Source organism: Gillisia limnaea DSM 15749 (genome assembly GCF_000243235.1).
Taxonomy (GTDB): domain Bacteria; phylum Bacteroidota; class Bacteroidia; order Flavobacteriales; family Flavobacteriaceae; genus Gillisia; species Gillisia limnaea.
In genome coordinates this window covers 1,822,814-1,841,227 of sequence record NZ_JH594606.1, presented here as the reverse complement: position 1 = coordinate 1,841,227, position 18,414 = coordinate 1,822,814, and the positions used below count along the sequence as shown (strand labels likewise).

The window sequence follows — 18,414 nt, the reverse complement described above, 5'->3', positions numbered from 1 at the left end:
ATACCGCGGCAACAAAAAAACTCGTTTTCCCCCCCAAAGGTGTAAGAAAACAATTAAAAGAGAATATCATTTTCAATCTTGAAGGAATGACTTTTGGGCCGGATCTCCCCAATGGAAACAAAACTTTACTTCTGGTATCCGATGATAATTTTAGCAGTATTGGAAAACAGATTTTTCAGATAATCCTGATGGAAGTAACGATTAAACTCTAATATTTTTAAATATTCAGATATGAAATGAGCATAACAAAAATACGATACAAACACCGAGAAAAATATGCGAATTACTTCCGATAGCTAGATATCGGGAGACCACCAAAAAACAATAAACATCTACATATGAAAGAAAATATTGAATTCATTAAAAAACATTTTGTAACCGATATTTCTGCAGGTCTCGTAGTATTTCTTATTGCCCTGCCACTGTGTCTGGGAATATCTTTAGCATCTGGAGCTCCGCTCTTTTCGGGAATTATTGCCGGAATTATTGGTGGAATTGTAGTGGGTTTCTCGAGTAACTCGAGTATCAATGTTAGTGGTCCCGCTGCAAGTGTAGCTTTGATAATATTTACAGCTATTCAAACTCTTGGTAGTTTTGAAGCGGTATTGGTCGCCGTTATTTTTGCCGGACTTTTGCAAATAGCCTTAGGATATTTAAAAGCAGGAACGGTAGCTTACTTTTTCCCTAATGCTATGATTAAAGGGATACTTGCTTCAATTGGGCTTATATTGATCCTGAAGCAAATTCCGCACGCTTTTGGAGTAGCCGGCGCTTTTGAAAGAGTTGAATCTTTTCAAAACTATGATGGAACCAATACTTTTACAGAGCTTCTCAAAATATTTAAGGAAATAAGTTATGGCGCCACTATCATAACTATCGCATCCTTAATAATAATAATTGGTTGGGATCGTCCAGCATTAAAACGATTTACATTTTTTAAATTCTTCCCATCTGCATTAGCCGCTGTGGTTATTAGTATCTTTTTAAATGAATTTTTTAAATTTTATTTGCCAGATTTCGCCTTGGATTCCAGTCAGCTGGTGAATTTACCTGTTGCAGATTCAATAGGTGAATTCGCAAATTTCTTTCAATTTCCGGATTTTTCAGTAATTGGAAATGTAGATGTTTACACTATCGCTTTATCGATTGCTTTTATTGCGAGTTTAGAGTCACTTTTAAGTACAGAGGCGGGTGATAAACTTGATCCGTATAAAAGAAGAACTTCAACAAATCGAGAGCTTAAAGCTCAGGGTATTGGAAATATAGTTGCGGGTTTTGTGGGTGGATTACCAATAACCGCTGTTATTGTAAGAACATCAGCAAACGTTCACGCCGGTGCTAAAACAAAAACTGCTACCATAACACATGGTGTTATTATGCTGCTGTGTGTTGCTGCCATCCCAATGCTTTTAAATTTAATCCCTTTAGCGGCATTATCTGCAGTTTTATTTGTGGTTGGTTATAAGCTTACCAGCGTTGGTATTTACAAGCAGATATTTAAGCAAGGTAAAAAACAATTTTTACCATTTATCATTACAATTTTGGTAGTGATGTTTACCGATCTTATTACGGGTATAATGGTGGGTGGTACCATTGCAGTATTTTTCATTCTTAGAGATAATTATAAAAATGCCTACATCAACGATGAAAAAGTGATTAAGGAATCGGAAAACAAGCGCGTGCTTAGACTTGCCCAGGAAACCACCTTCTTAAATAAAGCCGATATTATGCTTTTTTTAGATCACTTACCCGAAGATTCGCACTTGGTAATTGATGGGAGTGATGCAAAATTCATACACCATGATATCTATGAAATCATCGACGAGTTCAAGGAATCTGCTAAGTTTAAAAACATCAAACTTGAGATCGTAAATCTTGACAGAACACTTTATACCAAGTTTTGGAAAAAACAATAATACCTACTACCGATAAGAATTATTTCTGAAGAGGTAAAAGCTGACCTGCAGCTAATAGAACAGTTTATGTTGATTTTCTCGGTGATAAAGGAGGTGGAAAGAATAGGAGATCTGATGACTAACATTACAGAAGAGATCATTTTCTTAAGGGAAGCCGAAGTCGTAAAACACCGAAAAAAAAACAGTGAAACAAAAAAAGGACGAGTAGAGAAGTACCGGAGTAGTGAAGTAAGGAGGTAACAAATTAAAGGTGTAAAGCAAGAGAACAAAATTTCTTTAAAACAGAGTATCTTAATACCCGGGACTGTTCGAAAAACAAAGCGGATAGCGCGGATTTCAAATCCGCGCTGACCAATTTTATATAGGGAAATGAAGGTAAAGGATGTTTGTTTAGGTTTGAAATTTCTGAATGTTTTAAAAGATTATTGTTAATGAAACTTTTCCTGCCTAATCTACGTAGATATAAACAGCTGATTAAAAATTGTTTGTAATTGAATTATAAAGATTAGTTTTGTTTTGAATGTGGATAAATTTGGGATTTAGTTCTTTGTCGACTAAAGGCACCTTTTAATCGAAATGTTTTGAATATCATTAGCATTTGAAATATATTTATATTCCCCAGATCCATTTAACCTATTTATGAAAAGAATAGTATTTCTTTTTGCACTCTTGTTTTCCATGAGCTTTAGCTCTTTTGGGCAGAGAGGCCTTTGCGAACCTGGAAGTGTTTTTCGCGCTTTAACGAAACGAATATTCTCTTCATTTGTATTTTGGTCAGCACTATTTTGTCTTTTAACGATAAGTAGCTTTTCGCAGACTCATAATTTACCGCAGCCTCAAATGTCGGACACAACTGAAAATTCTCTTAGTCCTCCTCCTCCTGTAGGATTGCCAATTAATGATCATCTTCCTATTTTGCTGATTGCGGGTCTTGGTTTGGGAATTTACCTGTTAAGGATTAGAAAGACTGCTTAAGCAAGCTCTGTAAGCCTTTTTACATACTTTCCAATCACATCAAATTCCAGGTTGACCTTATCCCCTTTCTGAATATATTTAAATACGGTGTTATTATAAGTATACGGAATGATGGCAACGCTAAATTCATTTAATTTTGAATTCACCACCGTAAGACTAACACCATTAACCGTTATTGATCCTTTTTCTATAGTGATATTGCTCATTTTTGGATCATACCCGAAGGTGTAGATCCAGCTGCCATCTTCTTCTGTTACATGCTTACAAATTCCGGTTTGATCCACGTGACCCTGTACAATATGTCCATCCAACCTGGCTCCCAATTGCATTCCGCGTTCCAGGTTGATAAATTGCCCTGCCTTTATAGCTCCCAAATTTGTTTTTTCCAAAGTCTCCTTAATGGCGGTTACGGTATAAATGGCATTTTCCAGCCCAACCACTGTTAAGCAAACTCCATTATGCGAAACACTTTGATCTATCTTTAATTCAGGGGTCATTTTTGCCCGGATCTTTAAATTAAGATTTCCATTTTCAGGAACGGTTTCAAGTACTTCTCCTATTTCTTCTACAATTCCGGTAAACATATGTTTGGATTATTCTTACATTTGTGATGTAAAAATAGAAATAAAAAAGGGGAAAGAATATGAAGTCTGCGCAAAAGATAAAATTGGGAATTAGTATTGGGGATCTAAATGGAATTGGTGGTGAAATAATCCTAAAGACTTTTGATGACTCCAGGATGCTGGATTTTTGTACTCCCATTATTTTTGCCTCCGTTAAAACCCTGAGTTTTCTAAAAAAGCATTTTGATCTTTCTATCAACCTTCAGGGAATTGAAAAGGTTTCTGAAGCAATAGATGGAAAAGTGAATGTGATCAATGTGTGGAAGGAAAATGTGGTGATTAATTTTGGAGCCGAAGATCCCGAAAGCGGAAAATATGCGTTTAAATCACTCCAGGCTGCTACAAAAGCCTTGAAAGACGACGAAATTGATGTGTTGGTAACTGCCCCTATCAATAAAAATACGATCCAGTCTGAAGAATTTAAATTTCCAGGCCATACAGATTATCTTGCCCGGGAACTGCAGGGAGATAGCCTGATGTTCATGATCACAGACAATTTGAAAGTAGGTTTGTTAACAGACCATGTTCCGCTGAAAGATATTGCCCAGATAATAAGCCCTGAGCTTATAGAGAAGAAAATCACAACGATACAAAAAACCCTTCAGCAGGATTTCAGGATATCCAAGCCTAAAATTGCCGTTTTGGGGATAAACCCACATAGTGGAGATCATGGATTGATAGGGCAGGAAGATGAAACTATTTTAAAGCCCACCATTCAGAAGTTAAAAGATAAAGGATATTTGGTTTTTGGCCCGTATGCGGCCGATAGTTTTTTTGGCTCTAAAAATCACGAAAATTTTGATGCCATTATAGCATCGTATCATGACCAGGGACTCATTCCGTTTAAAACGCTTTCCTTTGGAGAAGGAGTGAATTTTACCGCGGGATTAAAAAAAGTAAGAACTTCCCCGGATCACGGAACTGCCTTTGAGATTGCAGGTAAAAATTGTGCGAATATCAACTCCTTTAAAGAGGCTGTTTTTAAAGCTATCGAGATTTTTAAAACCCGGAAGGAGTATAAAAAACTAACCAAAGATCCCTTGAGAAAACAGAGCAAAAAGATATAAACAACTATTTGTTTATAAAAGATCGATAATTCATTATATTTTATATCTTTGCACCTGCCTTTTCCAAAGGGCAGACGCTCGAAATAGACGATGTTATGAAGAAATTAGAAGCGTTTACAATCCCTTTTGTAGGGTTGAAACAAGGAAAGCATACCTTTGAGTATCAAATAGATAAGGAGTTCTTTGAACATTTTGAATACGATGAATTTAACAGCGTCGATGTAAAAATCGATTTGCTGTTCGATAAAAAACCAACAATGATGGAGCTTACTTTAAAGGCTTCCGGAATGGTAAATGTAAATTGTGATCTCACCAATGAACCTTACGATCAACCTGTAAACGGAGAATTGATCATGGTGGTAAAGTTTGGAGATGAGTTTAACGATGACAATGAGGACTTATTGATCCTTCCACATTCGGAATATCAATTAAATGTCGCTCAGTACATTTATGAATTGATTGTATTATCTGTTCCATTTAAAAGAATTCATCCCGGGGTAATAGACGGGAGCCTGAAATCTGAAGTACTTGAAAAGTTGGAAGAATTAAGTCCTAAAGTGGACGATATTAAAGAGCATGAAAATGGGGAAGATATAGATCCCCGCTGGAATAAATTAAAAAACTTATTAAACGATAAATAATCCGTAGCAATGGCACATCCTAAGAGAAAAACCTCTAAAACCAGAAGAGACAAAAGAAGAACACATTATAAAGCTTCTGTTCCACAAATAGCCACAGATCCAACAACAGGAGAGGCTCATTTGTATCACAGGGCACATTGGCATGAAGGTAAATTATATTACCGTGGCCAGGTGCTAATTGATAACACCGAAGAAGTAGAAGCATAATTCAATCGCTTCGTACAAATTAAACTCTCACATTTACTAGTGGGAGTTTTTTGTTTTAAGTTGAATAAGTCCTAAAAAGTCCTTATTTTGCACCCCAATTCGCAGTAGTTTTTTACGTTTTTGTTAAAGAAGCAGAACTTTGCTGCTGTATAGTGTATAAAATTGATTTTATGAATGAAATCACGGCAGCTATAACCGCTGTAGGAGGTTATGTCCCTGAAGATATATTGACCAACAAGATGTTGGAAGAAATGGTAGATACCAATGACGAATGGATCTTTAGCAGGACAGGCATACGAGAGCGACGAATTTTAAAGGATCCCAGCAAAGGGACTTCCTATCTTGCTATTATGGCCGCTCAGGATTTGATCGATAAATCCGGATTAGACCCAAAAGAAATAGATCTTGTAATTGTGGCTACCGTTAGCCCGGATCTCCCTGTTGCTGCAACTGCGGTGTATGTTGCTACTCAAATAGGTGCAACAAATGCTTTTGCGTACGATTTACAAGCTGCCTGTTCCGGGTTTTTATACGGAATGTCCACTGCCTCAGCCTACATTCAATCTGGGAAATATAAAAAAATACTGGTCATAGGAGCCGATAAAATGTCTTCTATAATTGATTATACCGACAGGACTACCTGTATCATTTTTGGAGATGGAGCCGGTGCGGCTTTGTTTGAACCCAACTATGAAGGCTTCGGAATTCAGGATGAACTCCTACGAAGTGATGGTATAGGAAGGGAAGCCCTTAAAATTGAGGCGGGTGGATCTTTAATGCCGCCTTCTGAAATTACCGTGGCAAAAAAACTTCATTATGTAACACAGGATGGAAAAACCGTTTTCAAATTTGCTGTTTCCAATATGGCAGATATCAGTGAACAAATAATGAAAAGGAATCACCTTAGCAGTTCCGATGTGGATTGGTTGGTGGCACATCAGGCCAATAAAAGAATCGTTGGTGCTACCGCAAGCCGCATGAACCTGGAAGATGAAAAGGTACTTATGAACATTCAGCGATATGGAAATACTACTTCTGCAACACTTCCATTGTTGTTAAGCGATTTCGAAAAACAATTCAAAAAAGGAGATAATTTAATTTTTGCAACATTTGGAGGAGGATTCACTTGGGGATCTATCTATCTTAAATGGGCTTATAATTCTTAATAAACCAATACGCTATACTATTATGGATTTAAAAGAAATTCAGAATTTAATCAAGTTCGTGGCAAAATCAGGAGCCAGTGAAGTAAAACTTGAAATGGACGATATAAAGATCACCATAAAAACAGGATCTGATGATAAGGAAACCACCTATATTCAACAATATCCTATGGGTGGACAAGTGCAGCAGCAAATGCAGGGACAACAGCAACAACCTGCCATTCCTTCATCGCAGGAAAGCAGCAGTCCGGCCGCTGAAACAAAACAACCAGCAGTAGAAGATTCGAAATATATAACCGTAAAATCGCCAATTATTGGAACGTTTTACCGTAAACCATCCCCGGATAAAGATGTTTTTGTTGAGGTAGGGGATAGTATAAAAGTAGGAGATGTACTTTGTGTGATTGAAGCGATGAAATTATTTAATGAAATTGAAAGCGAAGTTTCAGGAAAAATCGTAAAAATGCTTGTTGATGATTCTTCTCCGGTAGAGTTTGATCAACCTTTATTTTTAGTAGATCCTTCTTAATAGCAGCTTGAAAGAATTTAACGTTACGTCTTCAGTAAATACTATATAGGTATGTTTAAAAAAATATTAATTGCCAACAGAGGTGAGATCGCATTGCGCGTAATCAGGACTTGTAGGGAAATGGGTATTAAAACCGTGGCAGTTTATTCTACTGCCGATGCCGAAAGTCTCCACGTGAGGTTTGCAGATGAAGCTGTTTGTATAGGCCCTCCCCCAAGTAATTTATCGTATTTAAAGATCTCAAGTATAATTGCCGCTGCCGAAATTACCAATGCAGATGCAATTCATCCCGGCTATGGTTTTCTTTCTGAAAATTCCAAATTCTCGAAAATCTGTCAGGAACATAATATAAAATTTATTGGTGCGAGCCCGGATATGATCGACAAAATGGGAGATAAAGCCTCTGCCAGAGCCACTATGATGGCCGCAGGAGTTCCTTGTATCCCAGGTTCAGATGGTATATTGAAAGATTTTGAGGAATGCTCGAGATTCGCTAAGGAGATGGGATTCCCCGTTATGTTAAAAGCGACCGCTGGTGGTGGAGGTAAAGGAATGCGTGCGGTTCTAAAAGAAGAAAATCTTCGCAACGCCTGGGATTCTGCCCGCCAGGAAGCAAGTGCGGCCTTTGGTAATGATGGGATGTATATGGAAAAGCTCATTCTTGAGCCGCGCCACATTGAAATCCAGATTATAGGGGACAGCACAGGAAAAGCCTGTCACCTTTCAGAAAGGGATTGTTCAATTCAAAGACGTCACCAGAAACTTACAGAGGAAACTCCATCTCCGTTTATGACCGACAGGTTAAGAAAACAAATGGGAGATGCAGCAGTAAAAGCTGCGGAGTACATAAAATATGAAGGAGCAGGGACTGTAGAATTTTTAGTAGATAAACACAGGAATTTCTACTTTATGGAGATGAACACCAGAATTCAGGTGGAACACCCTATAACAGAGCAGGTTATCGATTACGATCTTATTAGAGAGCAAATCCTTGTTGCTGCAGGGGTGCCAATTTCAGGGAAAAATTACTTCCCACAATTGCATTCTATAGAGTGTAGAATAAATGCAGAAGATCCTTACCATGATTTTCGCCCTTCCCCGGGAAAGATCACCAATTTACATGCTCCCGGAGGACACGGAGTACGAATAGATACCCACGTTTACAGCGGATATTCAATTCCTCCAAATTATGATTCTATGATTGCGAAGTTGATCACTACAGCCCAAAGCAGGGAAGAAGCCATCAATAAGATGAAACGTGCCCTGGATGAATTTGTGATAGAAGGAGTGAAAACAACTATTCCATTCCACAGGCAGTTAATGGATCATCCAGATTATATCGATGGAAATTATACCACCAAGTTTATGGAATCCTGGAAAATGAATCCTATAAAAGCGGAATAGAAAATTTGGTATCCCAAACCAGATTCACTAGTGGGATAGAATTAAAAAACAAAATCCCGGCAGATTTAAAATCTGCCGGGATTTTGTTTTTTATCATATAATATTTAATCTCCCATACCTAAAAGTTCTGTTTGTATAAACTATGAAGTCTGGTTAAAAAGTCTCCAAAACTTTACGTAATTTTCATTTTTAAATCAAGTGTATGAACCTTTCTTACTGGGAATACCAATCCTGGCTATCAAATATAGATTATACCATCGTGGGAAGCGGAATTGTAGGCTTAAATACTGCGCTTCATTTAAAGGATCGTTTTCCTGATTCAAGGATATTAATCCTGGAAAGAGGATTTCTACCCAATGGCGCAAGTACCAAAAATGCCGGTTTTGCTTGCTATGGGAGCTTATCTGAAATTTTAGATGATCTTGATTCCCACTCTGAACAGGAAGTTGTAGAACTCATTCAAAAACGAAAAAAAGGCCTGGAATTGCTCCGAAAAAATCTTGGGGATGATGCCATAGGCTACAAATGTTTTGGTGGGTATGAACTTTTTCTTCCTGAAGATGAACAACTATATCAATCCTGTGTATCCCAAATAAAAACTGTAAATGATCTATTAAAACCGGTTTTTGGAGGAGAAGTTTTTGGGACCAAAACGAATATTTTCAATTTTAAGAATATAAAGGAACCTTTGGTTTACAACAAGTTTGAAGCACAAATAAATACCGGGAAGATGATGGAGGCACTGCTTCAAAAAGTGCATTTAGCGGGAATCAAGATACTTAACAGTATTACAGTAGAGGATGTTTTAGAAAATGATACTTCCGTGGAGGTGAAAACAGATAAATTTCTATTCCACACAAAAAAGTTATTGATCGCTACAAATGGATTTGCTTCCAAAATGGGAATTTCAGGAGTAAAACCGGCCAGGGCACAGGTTCTAATTACAAAGCCTATTAAGAATCTTAAAGTAAAAGGTACCTTTCACCTGGATAAGGGCTATTATTACTTTAGAAATATAGATGACAGAATACTGTTTGGAGGGGGTAGAAACCTGGATTTTAAAGCTGAGGAAACCACAGAAATGGAACAAACTGCGCGTATTCAGAACAAACTTGAAGCTCTTTTAAAATCCACTATCTTACCTGATGTTCCATTTGAGATCGATCATCGTTGGAGTGGAATAATGGGGGTGGGCAGCACAAAGAGCCCTATAGTAAAACAACTATCCAATAATGTTTATTGCGGGGTTCGCCTTGGCGGAATGGGAGTTGCCATTGGGAGTTTGATAGGGATGGAATTAGCAGAAATGGTTGAATAATATGAAATTAGCCTAACGAGTATTCGATACATCCACCTATGAAGATATGCGAATTGCATGTGACGATTGAAAGACAAGGCTCTAGTTTAATTTGGCGTTGATATTTTAAAATAAAATGAAAAATCCGAAGGTTTCAAGTAGGTCTGAATATAGAAAATTCAATTGTTCCCTTTAGGGCCAGGGTAAAAATAATTGAATTTTCGGCATTTTGCCTTACCCCGCCCCTAAAGGGCGTCAAAATACCGAAAATTAGATAATTCGGCTATAATACCTATTTTAAACTAGAGCCAAAGACAATAAAAGAACACATATGAAAAGAATATTAAAATTTTTACTCAAGCTCATAGCGGGATTTTTTATAATTACTATTTTTTTTGTGATTTTGTACAAATGGATCCCCGTGCCTTTTACACCATTAATGGCAATTCGTTATTTTGAGAATCCGGAAGAGCCAATCCAACATGACTGGGTTCCCATTAGCAAGATCTCTCCGCATTTACAACTTGCAGTAATTTCAAGTGAGGATCAAAATTTTTTGACTCACAGCGGATTTGATATAAAGGCTATTGAAAAGGCCATCGATGAAAACAAAAGGGGAAAACGCGTTCGGGGGGCAAGCAGTATTTCTCAGCAAACGGCTAAAAACGTTTTTTTATGGCCTCAGCGCAGTTGGATTCGAAAGGGGCTTGAGGTTTATTTTACTTTCATGATTGAAATTTTTTGGAGCAAGGAGCGTATTCTGGAAGTTTACCTCAATAGCATTGAAATGGGGAAAGGAATTTATGGAGCTGAAGCTGCTTCCCTTGCCTGGTTCAATAAACCTGCAGTAAAGCTATCGGCTTATGAGGCTGCTGCTATTGCTGCTATTTTACCTAATCCAAGGCAATACCGCGCAAATCCTGCCAGCAATTTCATCAATCAGCGCAAAAACTGGATCGTTCGTCAAATGCAAAATTATGGCCGGTTTGAATTAAATTAATCGGTCTTCCTAAAATATTCAACCTTGAAAGAACAGCTATTTGAAGCCTGTAAAAATTATCTGGATCACCGAATTAATCGGATTTTAGCAGCTATGAAGGACCTTGAAGAGTCCCTAGAAAATGAATCCAAGAGCAGCGCCGGCGATAAATATGAAACCGGCAGGGAAATGATCAATCTGGAATTTGACAAACTAACCGGGCAGTTACGGGAATTTAGAAAGCTGGAGGAAACCCTTCTAATGGCCGGGAGAAAAGTTCCTGCTAAAACTATACAGCTTGGAAGCCTTGTGAAAACTTCTGCTGCCAATTATTTTATAGTCATCCCTGCCGGCGAAATTTCAGATGGAAATGAAAAATTCTATGCGATTGGGGCAAATTCTCCCGTGGCGCAGGCTCTTTTAGGTAAAAAAGTAGGAGCTGATTTCAGTTTTAACGGAATTATTAACCGCATAACTTCAGTTGAATAAATTTGGCCATCATTGGTTTTGAGTTCAATGATTTGATCCCTCATTTTGGTTATTTCCCGGATCTGGTGTCGATTAATTTCTCCTTAATCCCGATGAAAACCTCTTTTCCCTGGTCTATTTTAGCAGTATGTTCAAAATAGATAGTATCATTGTTCAGATGTGCTTTGATCAAATATTTTGAACCTTTGAAGTACGAATTTTGAACCTTCACTTTTATTGCTGAATTTCTTACGATTTTGATTTCATGTGGATATAGGAGCACTTTTTTCCTGCTTTTATCGGAAGGAATTAGATCTTTCAACCTAAGTTCATTTACATCTCCAAACAGGGAAGCTACATATTTATCCTTAGGATTGTTATAAAGCTGCTTTGGGGTGTCCTTAGCGTGAATTTTCCCATTTTTTAGAACGATGGTTTTATCGGCAAAAGAAAGCGCATCTGTACTGTCATGCGTTGCGGTAAGGCAGGTGATGTTTTGTTCCTTTAAATAAGCAAAAAGTCTTCGGCGTAAATTGTTTTTTCTGAAATGATCAATGTGGCTGAAGGGTTCATCCAGAAGCAGCAATTCTGGTTCATTGGCCAGGGCTCTTGCCAGCGCAACTCTTTGCTGCTGGCCGCCGCTTAAGGTTTTGGCTTTTGCCTTAGCAAGATCTTCCATTTCTACCACTTCCAGCAATTCCTTAATACGCTGTTTTTTCTTAATGGGATACATATTGCTTAAATACTTTCCAACATTATCTTCTACGCTTAAAGGCGGCATCAAATCGAAATCCTGAGCGAGGTATTTGATAAATGGCTCCCCGGGGACCAGATTGAATTTAGGACCTAAAAGCTCTTTTTCCTTCCAGAATATTTTGCCGTCGGAATGATGCAGGCCGTAAATAAGTTGTAATAAAGTGCTTTTCCCGCAACCACTTGATCCAATGATGGAGATATTTTCACCTTCTTCAACACTAAAATTTATGTTGTTTAAAACCGGAATTTTATCATAAGCGAAGGATACTTTTTTAATTTTTAGCATAAATAAAGGTTGCTATTCAAGTAATTAGCTGTAAAAATACGACTTGTTTCTACCAAATCAAATCACAAAAGTAAAACCGTGATAATTATTAACTCCTGTAGTTTGAACCACTGCCACATCAAATAAAAAAAGCCTCCTAAAAGTTATTCAGGAGGCCTTTGTATTTTAATTGAAGATGGAAAATTATCCTTTCACCTTTTTATTTACTTTATTGGGAAGTACTTCAAAGCCCATATTGTAAAGGGTGAATCCGAAGATATCTGCATATTCATCAATGATCATAGAAGTTGGTTTACCAGCACCATGTCCTGCCTTGGTTTCTATCCTTATCAATACAGGATTATTTCCTGCTTGTTTTTCCTGCAATTCGGCAGCAAATTTAAAAGAATGCGCAGGAACTACACGATCATCATGGTCTCCCGTTGTTACTAATGTAGCGGGATATTTCACTCCCTTTTTCACATTATGAACTGGGGAATAATCGTAAAGATAATCGAACATTTCCTGGTTATCTTCAGAGGTTCCATAATCATAAGCCCAGCCGGCACCGGCGGTAAAAGTGTGATATCTTAGCATATCCATTACGCCCACAGCTGGCAATGCTACTTTCATTAACTCCGGTCTTTGGGTCATTGTTGCACCAACAAGCAATCCCCCGTTTGAGCCTCCTCTCACAGCGAGATAATCGCTGGAGGTATAGTTTTCTTTGATCAGGTATTCTGCGGCAGCTATAAAATCGTCAAAGACATTTTGCTTTTTCAACTTGATTCCCTGGTTGTGCCAGTCTTTTCCATATTCTCCGCCTCCACGTAAATTGGGAACTGCGTAAACTCCGCCCTGTTCCATCCAAACTGCATTTGCAATGCTGAACGAGGGGGTCAGGCTAATATTGAATCCACCGTAACCGTAAAGGATCGTTGGGTTTTTCCCGTTGAGTTCCAGTCCTTTTTTATGAGTGATGATCATTGGGATTTTTGTGCCATCCTTGGAAGTATAAAAAACCTGCTTGCTTTCATAATCGTCAGGATTAAAATCAATGTTTGGCTTGTTGTATAATTCTGAGGTTCCTTCCTTGATGTCGTATTTGTAAATACTTCCAGGAGTTACATAATTTGTAAAGGAAAAATAAAGTTCCTCTTTATCTTTTTTAGTGCCAAATCCACCTGCGGAACCTATTCCCGGTAATTTCACATCACGCACAAGTTTTCCATTGTAATCATACTGCTTTACCTGCGATACCGCATCTACCATATAATTTGCAAAGAAATAACCTCCACCTGAGGAAGGCGAAAGGACATTTTTTGTTTCCGGTATAAAATCTTTCCAGTTTTCCGGAGTTGCTTTAGAGGCATCTACTGTGACAACTTTTCCATTTGGAGCATCAAGGTTAGTAACTATAAACAATTTGCTTCCTTCATTCTCTATCACATAAGAATCAGACTTTTCATGATCCAGGATCGTTACCAGCTCAGGATTGCTTTTGGTAAGATCCATCATATAAAGCTTTCCTCCTGAAGTGGAATTTCTCGCGGAAATAAATAAATAGTTGTTATCTTCAGAAACTGAACCTCCTACATACCGATGTTTTTGAGCCTCGGTTCCACCGAAAATAATCTTGTCTTCGCTTTGTTTGGTTCCAAGTTCATGATAAAATAACCTATGCTGATCTGTTTTTGCTGAAAGCTCGCTGCCTTCAGGCTTTTCGTAACTGGAGTAGTAAAAACCTTCATCAGCCTTCCAGGAAACTCCGCTGAATTTTACGTCAATTAAAGTATCCTCTATTACTTCCTTTGTTTCAGTATCCATCACAAGGATCTTTCTCCAATCGCTACCACCTTCAGAAATGCTGTAGGCCGCTTTTGAACCGTCTTCAGAAAAATTCAATCCACCCAGGGAAGTAGTTCCATCTTCGCTAAATTTATTGGGATCTAAAAACACTTCAGCTTCAGCATCCTGGCTCTTTTTACGATAGATCACGTATTGATTCTGAAGGCCGTCATTTTTGAAGAAATAGATGTAATCTCCTTCGGTAAAAGGGGCCCCTAATTTTTCGTAGTTCCACAGTTCTGTCAACCTATCATTCAATTCCTGTCTATACGGAATATCTTCAAGATAGCCATAAGTCACTTCGTTTTGAGCTTTCACCCAGTCCTCGGTTTCTGCACTTCGGTCATCCTCCAGCCAGCGATATGGATCTGCAACTTCAGTTCCGAAATAATTGGTGGTGGTATCTACTTTTTTTGTTTCTGGATAGTTCAAAGCGGTGGTTTCATTTTTTTGGGAATCTTTATTGCAGGAGAATAAAATTACTACTGCGAAAATGCCAGGTATTATTTTTTTCATTTTGAAGGGTTTATAAGGTAATTGCCCAAAAATAGGAATTTTTTATTCAATTTAACAATCTTCAAATTTTTTATAAAAAGCTGTTTCATAAAATTTTAGCGTGCTCCTTTTTACAAGAGGATTTTTCAGGATCTAATAATGGCTGTATGCCTAAAAGGCTATTTTTTATGGCGAATATTGCACGCTGTTTTTTTACAATGTTTTTTGATATGGTTGTAATTTTTCCATAAAAAAGCCTCCTATTTATTTAAAATAAGAGGCTTTTTGGCTAAAAAATTAAGTTTTGCCTATTCTACAGTTACATTGAATGAGGCTGCAAGATCGGTTTCACCTCCAGCATCAGCAAGTCCGGTATTGGGCTTTTTTGGTTCGTGACGCAATGTGAACGTTAGCGTTCCAGAACTAGCTGCGCCAGTTATAAGGGTAAATTTCGTTCCCAGTGGGTTTCCATCGCCATCAAAGTTTCCATACTCGGTAGTGACATTAAGTCCGCTACCAACGGTATAGAAAAATTGGTGTTCATCATCTTCTTCTTCCACTTCCTCGGTAATGTTCTCGGGTGGAGTTACTGTTTCATTTAGCAGTACGATAGTACCGTTATAGGTGGTACCGGCCGCTAAATTTCCAGAAACCGTAATCACTGGTGGATTGGGTCCATCCCCATCCAGGTCGCGGGTTATCAGGGTAATGGGCGTTGCGCTGCCATCGGTGGAAAGACTTACGGTAAGAGTTGTAATTACCTCTTCTTCATTAACGGGTTCTGGAACATCGTCGTCGCTGGAACAGGCCGTAAATAAAAGACCTGAAAAAAATAATACGCTTAAAAATTTGAATTTGTTCATCTGTTTTAAATTTAAAAATTAATAATTGAGTTTAAGGTTTAATAAAAAATTTCTACCTAAATCGTCTGCGTAAAAGCGTAAACGGTTTAGGTAATTTCTGTAAGAGGTATTCAGCAGGTTGGATACCGTTAATCCTAACGTGAGTTTCGATTTTGAGGTGGTGTTAAGATCAATATTTGAATTAAAATTGAGCAAATTGTAGGCGTTTGGTGGGGTGCTCACATCAATAAGTTCTGTGGTTTCAGTTTCCGGCAAAAAGACTTCAAAGTTGTTGTTGGGAAATTCGTTTTGACGGAAAACATATTCACTTTGTAAGGCCAGGCGAAGGTTGTAAATCTTTGGGTTTTGATAGACCAGCTCGTTTTTGGTGTTAACTGGCGGCATGTCTATGAGCTCCTGGTTTCGGGATCTATCGTACCCCTTCACCAGCGAGAACTGATGGTTGAACCGAAGGTTTTTTGCAAAGGCCAAAGAAGCATCCACATCAACCCCTAGTAGGCTGGCATTGGTTTGGCGGTATTCCCATACCTGAAAATTACCCCTTATGGTTTGTTGGATTTCTATAGGCTCGATAACTATAAAATCCTTAATACTATGGATATACGGGTTTATCGAAAAACCAAAGGTTGAATTTTCCCGTTGGAAGGTTAAAGCAAGTTTATGGGATATCTCCGATTGGAAACTCAAATCGCCCAACTCGATACGGGAGGCCGAGTGGTGTAAGCCTTCACTAAACAGTTCCGAAGGGTTAGGGGCACGAGATGCCAATGAATAATTGAAAAATAATTTATATTCACCATCAAATGAATAGGTGGAACCCGCAGTGGCCGATGCATTGTAAAAATTCAATTGGGGATTTGTCAATAGTTGGTTTCCGGACTCCTCTACCACGATTTCCGGAAACAATTCGTCATAATTGCGCGATTCCCAAAAGGAGGAACGATAAAATTTAAAAACATCCATATAGGTGTAATCAAAGCGGCCCCCGGCTTCTACCGTCCAGTTTTCCCGAATCTTAAAATCTACAATTGCATATGCACCCAACTCGTATTTTTCATAATCGGGTATCAAACGCCGCACGCCTGTCTCAGGATCTGCAAAATTGTCCTGATAACGTGCCATTATACCGGTTTTTAAGTTTAGATTTTCAGAGACTTCGCTGTCTAAATCGAGTAAGAGGGTATGGGTGGTCAAAGCCAAATCCAGGGAAGCTTTATTTGCATCACTCCCTCGGCGAATATCGAATTCCAGTCGGTTATTTCGTTGGAAATCATACTGCAGGCTTGCTTTTCCCAGGCCATTAAACTCCTTAAAGGCTTTTACCCTGGCTAAATGATGAGTCACATCCTGTTTTGGGGGTTCAATGGTATAACCAAATTCCCCAATGATTAAAGGGCGGGAGCTATTAATAGCCCGAACCTGATCCTGAGCCCCACCAATATGGGAAGCCCTCAGGATTCCTATTTTATTTTTAAATATGGAATAATAGCCCTCAAAACCATAATCAAACTGGTTAAGGCCAAACCTTATGGACGCATTACGCTCAAATATCCCTGTATTGCTCAATACATAATCCGGGGTTTGAAAGTCGCCAAAACGTTTGAGTGTACCCTGCAAAGAACCATACCAACCCGTTTTGTAAGCCTTGGTAATTTCAGAAGTAAATGAAGAACCCCTTCCATTGGTAGCCGCGTTAAATTGGGTTTGGCCATAGAGTGTGTCTTTTACGGGTGCTTTTTTGGAGTTTGCCACAATTACCCCGCCCACTGCATTTCCTCCATATTGAAGGGCACCCGCTCCTTTAATCACACTTATACTTCCTGCAGAATTAATATCAATGTTCGGAGCATGCTCAGCACCCCATTCCTGGTCTTCCATGCGCACTCCGTTATTTATAATCACTACACGGCTGCTGTGCAAGCCATTAATTACGGGTTTAACTACCGTATTCCCTGTATTTAAAGAAGATACCCCGCTAATACTGTTGAGGGCGTCGCCCAGCGAACCGCTACTATAACGATCAAGAGCTGCCCTGGATATCCTATTTTGAAAAATACTTTCTGTTTCATTTTGGAATGTTTTGCCTTCAATTAAAATTTGATTTAACTCCTCAAGATGATGCTCAAGTTTGAAATCTCTAGTGGTATCCCCCGATATTTTTACCGTAAAACCCCTTGTTAGGCACAAGGGGTGTGAAACCTGAATAAAATAAGTGCCCTCACATAAATTGGAAAAAGTATACTCGCCATAGAGATTGGTTTGTACGGCTTCCTGTGTGTTCGAAATAACTAATGTAGCACCAGGTAAGATGGAGCCATCATGAATATCGATCACTTTGCCAGAAAGACTAACATCACAGTTTTGGGAAATAGAGGGAAAACTGCTTAGTAATAGTAAGATCATTACTTTATAGCGCATATAAATTATTGTTTTAAGTAAAAAATCTCAGTTTGTTAAAACAAATGGGGATTTTTTCTTAGAGAAAATAAATCGATTGATTAAAGAAGGGATTAATTCGGAAAAAAAATCAACTTAAGTAGAAAGTATGTTTATTTGATTTTTTTTAGACAAGCACTGCGGGAGGTGCCCGAAGGGAAAATAATGGATTTGGAAAAAGGTTTACGGTTTCTGCCAAAGAGATAGCATATACCGATTCTTTTTGCGGAGGATAGACCTTGTATGTAAATATTGAAGGAGCATCTGTATTAGCGATCTGGAAATCGCATAAATCGCAATCTATGGATGCTTTCGTGAAATCCTGTGTTAAGGCCGTATCACTTTTAGAAGACGCCTCATGATCAAACGCATGCAATGCCGGAAGAAGGCTTGCTACCAATATCACTATACTTAAAATAGTGCTTATATGTGCGCTTATTTGTTTCATGGATGGCAAATATAGGAAACCGGCTCCTTAAGAA

At 38.4% G+C, this 18,414-nt stretch carries 18 protein-coding genes (1 of these 18 running past the window's edge); 12 read left to right on the top strand and 6 right to left on the bottom strand.

What is annotated here, in order from left to right; translation table 11 throughout:
• From GILLI_RS10030 to GILLI_RS18410, 3 genes are all read left to right on the top strand, one after another.
• Nucleotides 1-212, top strand: partial view of an esterase-like activity of phytase family protein gene (locus tag GILLI_RS10030; protein ID WP_006989001.1) — the 3' portion only. It extends 118 nt beyond the left edge of the window; the window shows 212 of its 330 coding nt (coding positions 119-330); its start codon lies beyond the left edge, outside the window; it ends in the stop codon at nucleotides 210-212.
• Between the two features lie 126 nt (nucleotides 213-338).
• Nucleotides 339-1,916, top strand: a complete 1,578-nt coding sequence (locus tag GILLI_RS10025; protein WP_006989000.1) for a SulP family inorganic anion transporter — start codon at nucleotides 339-341, stop codon at nucleotides 1,914-1,916.
• 66 nt (nucleotides 1,917-1,982) lie between these two features.
• The gene (locus GILLI_RS18410) at nucleotides 1,983-2,156 is read left to right on the top strand and encodes a hypothetical protein (RefSeq protein WP_156798663.1); all 174 of its coding nucleotides are present in this window, start codon (nucleotides 1,983-1,985) and stop codon (nucleotides 2,154-2,156) included.
• A gap of 731 nt (nucleotides 2,157-2,887) precedes the next feature.
• Here GILLI_RS18410 and GILLI_RS10020 read toward each other — a convergent pair.
• Nucleotides 2,888-3,475, bottom strand: a complete 588-nt coding sequence (locus GILLI_RS10020; protein WP_006988999.1) for a riboflavin synthase — start codon at nucleotides 3,473-3,475, stop codon at nucleotides 2,888-2,890.
• Nucleotides 3,476-3,534: 59 nt separating this feature from the next.
• Here GILLI_RS10020 and pdxA point away from each other — a divergent pair, with 59 nt between their 5' ends.
• The 9 genes from pdxA to GILLI_RS09975 all read left to right on the top strand — a co-directional run bounded on the left by pdxA (nucleotide 3,535) and on the right by GILLI_RS09975 (nucleotide 11,290).
• The gene (gene pdxA / locus GILLI_RS10015; protein ID WP_006988998.1) at nucleotides 3,535-4,581 is read left to right on the top strand and encodes a 4-hydroxythreonine-4-phosphate dehydrogenase PdxA; all 1,047 of its coding nucleotides are present in this window, start codon (nucleotides 3,535-3,537) and stop codon (nucleotides 4,579-4,581) included.
• Nucleotides 4,582-4,676: 95 nt separating this feature from the next.
• Entirely contained in the window at nucleotides 4,677-5,222 is a 546-nt protein-coding gene (locus GILLI_RS10010) for a YceD family protein (protein WP_006988997.1), read from the top strand.
• 9 nt (nucleotides 5,223-5,231) lie between these two features.
• On the top strand, nucleotides 5,232-5,429 hold the full coding sequence (rpmF, locus tag GILLI_RS10005) for a 50S ribosomal protein L32 (protein WP_006988996.1): 198 nt from the start codon (nucleotides 5,232-5,234) through the stop codon (nucleotides 5,427-5,429).
• Nucleotides 5,430-5,599: 170 nt separating this feature from the next.
• Nucleotides 5,600-6,595 carry a beta-ketoacyl-ACP synthase III gene (locus tag GILLI_RS10000; RefSeq protein ID WP_006988995.1) on the top strand — a complete coding sequence of 332 codons (996 nt, stop codon included), beginning with the start codon at nucleotides 5,600-5,602 and terminating at the stop codon, nucleotides 6,593-6,595.
• A 22-nt stretch (nucleotides 6,596-6,617) separates the two neighbouring features.
• Entirely contained in the window at nucleotides 6,618-7,121 is a 504-nt protein-coding gene (accB, locus tag GILLI_RS09995; protein WP_040506568.1) for an acetyl-CoA carboxylase biotin carboxyl carrier protein, read from the top strand.
• Nucleotides 7,122-7,172: 51 nt separating this feature from the next.
• On the top strand, nucleotides 7,173-8,525 hold the full coding sequence (gene accC / locus GILLI_RS09990; RefSeq protein ID WP_006988993.1) for an acetyl-CoA carboxylase biotin carboxylase subunit: 1,353 nt from the start codon (nucleotides 7,173-7,175) through the stop codon (nucleotides 8,523-8,525).
• A gap of 202 nt (nucleotides 8,526-8,727) precedes the next feature.
• Nucleotides 8,728-9,843 carry an NAD(P)/FAD-dependent oxidoreductase gene (locus GILLI_RS09985; protein WP_006988992.1) on the top strand — a complete coding sequence of 372 codons (1,116 nt, stop codon included), beginning with the start codon at nucleotides 8,728-8,730 and terminating at the stop codon, nucleotides 9,841-9,843.
• A 310-nt stretch (nucleotides 9,844-10,153) separates the two neighbouring features.
• Nucleotides 10,154-10,822 (top strand): monofunctional biosynthetic peptidoglycan transglycosylase, encoded by a 669-nt coding sequence (gene mtgA / locus GILLI_RS09980; protein WP_006988991.1) that lies wholly within the window; start codon nucleotides 10,154-10,156, stop codon nucleotides 10,820-10,822.
• Nucleotides 10,823-10,846: 24 nt separating this feature from the next.
• On the top strand, nucleotides 10,847-11,290 hold the full coding sequence (locus GILLI_RS09975) for a hypothetical protein (RefSeq protein ID WP_006988990.1): 444 nt from the start codon (nucleotides 10,847-10,849) through the stop codon (nucleotides 11,288-11,290).
• Nucleotides 11,291-11,339: 49 nt separating this feature from the next.
• Here GILLI_RS09975 and GILLI_RS09970 read toward each other — a convergent pair whose 3' ends face one another.
• The 5 genes from GILLI_RS09970 to GILLI_RS09950 form a co-directional block, all read right to left on the bottom strand.
• Nucleotides 11,340-12,311, bottom strand: a complete 972-nt coding sequence (locus tag GILLI_RS09970) for an ABC transporter ATP-binding protein (protein WP_006988989.1) — start codon at nucleotides 12,309-12,311, stop codon at nucleotides 11,340-11,342.
• 183 nt (nucleotides 12,312-12,494) lie between these two features.
• Nucleotides 12,495-14,654, bottom strand: coding sequence for a prolyl oligopeptidase family serine peptidase (locus GILLI_RS09965; RefSeq protein ID WP_006988988.1), 2,160 nt, complete (start codon nucleotides 14,652-14,654; stop codon nucleotides 12,495-12,497).
• A gap of 287 nt (nucleotides 14,655-14,941) precedes the next feature.
• Nucleotides 14,942-15,496 (bottom strand): hypothetical protein, encoded by a 555-nt coding sequence (locus GILLI_RS09960; RefSeq protein WP_006988987.1) that lies wholly within the window; start codon nucleotides 15,494-15,496, stop codon nucleotides 14,942-14,944.
• 18 nt (nucleotides 15,497-15,514) lie between these two features.
• A complete protein-coding gene (locus GILLI_RS09955; RefSeq protein WP_006988986.1) occupies nucleotides 15,515-17,914 on the bottom strand; it encodes a TonB-dependent receptor in 2,400 nt (799 codons plus the stop codon).
• Nucleotides 17,915-18,059: 145 nt separating this feature from the next.
• Complete coding sequence (locus GILLI_RS09950; RefSeq protein ID WP_006988985.1) at nucleotides 18,060-18,380, bottom strand: hypothetical protein; 321 nt, start codon at nucleotides 18,378-18,380, stop codon at nucleotides 18,060-18,062.
• Nucleotides 18,381-18,414 lie beyond the last annotated feature (34 nt).

Bases quoted from the DNA above. Each gene is read 5' to 3' on its own strand.
- GILLI_RS10025 (WP_006989000.1), top strand. From the start codon at position 339: ATGAAAGAAAATATTGAATTCATTAAAAAACATTTTGTAACCGATATT.
- GILLI_RS18410 (WP_156798663.1), top strand. From the start codon at position 1,983: ATGTTGATTTTCTCGGTGATAAAGGAGGTGGAAAGAATAGGAGATCTG.
- GILLI_RS10020 (WP_006988999.1), bottom strand. From the start codon at position 3,475: ATGTTTACCGGAATTGTAGAAGAAATAGGAGAAGTACTTGAAACCGTT.
- pdxA (WP_006988998.1), top strand. From the start codon at position 3,535: ATGAAGTCTGCGCAAAAGATAAAATTGGGAATTAGTATTGGGGATCTA.
- GILLI_RS10010 (WP_006988997.1), top strand. From the start codon at position 4,677: ATGAAGAAATTAGAAGCGTTTACAATCCCTTTTGTAGGGTTGAAACAA.
- rpmF (WP_006988996.1), top strand. From the start codon at position 5,232: ATGGCACATCCTAAGAGAAAAACCTCTAAAACCAGAAGAGACAAAAGA.
- GILLI_RS10000 (WP_006988995.1), top strand. From the start codon at position 5,600: ATGAATGAAATCACGGCAGCTATAACCGCTGTAGGAGGTTATGTCCCT.
- accB (WP_040506568.1), top strand. From the start codon at position 6,618: ATGGATTTAAAAGAAATTCAGAATTTAATCAAGTTCGTGGCAAAATCA.
- accC (WP_006988993.1), top strand. From the start codon at position 7,173: ATGTTTAAAAAAATATTAATTGCCAACAGAGGTGAGATCGCATTGCGC.
- GILLI_RS09985 (WP_006988992.1), top strand. From the start codon at position 8,728: ATGAACCTTTCTTACTGGGAATACCAATCCTGGCTATCAAATATAGAT.
- mtgA (WP_006988991.1), top strand. From the start codon at position 10,154: ATGAAAAGAATATTAAAATTTTTACTCAAGCTCATAGCGGGATTTTTT.
- GILLI_RS09970 (WP_006988989.1), bottom strand. From the start codon at position 12,311: ATGCTAAAAATTAAAAAAGTATCCTTCGCTTATGATAAAATTCCGGTT.
- GILLI_RS09965 (WP_006988988.1), bottom strand. From the start codon at position 14,654: ATGAAAAAAATAATACCTGGCATTTTCGCAGTAGTAATTTTATTCTCC.
- GILLI_RS09960 (WP_006988987.1), bottom strand. From the start codon at position 15,496: ATGAACAAATTCAAATTTTTAAGCGTATTATTTTTTTCAGGTCTTTTA.
- GILLI_RS09955 (WP_006988986.1), bottom strand. From the start codon at position 17,914: ATGCGCTATAAAGTAATGATCTTACTATTACTAAGCAGTTTTCCCTCT.
- GILLI_RS09950 (WP_006988985.1), bottom strand. From the start codon at position 18,380: ATGAAACAAATAAGCGCACATATAAGCACTATTTTAAGTATAGTGATA.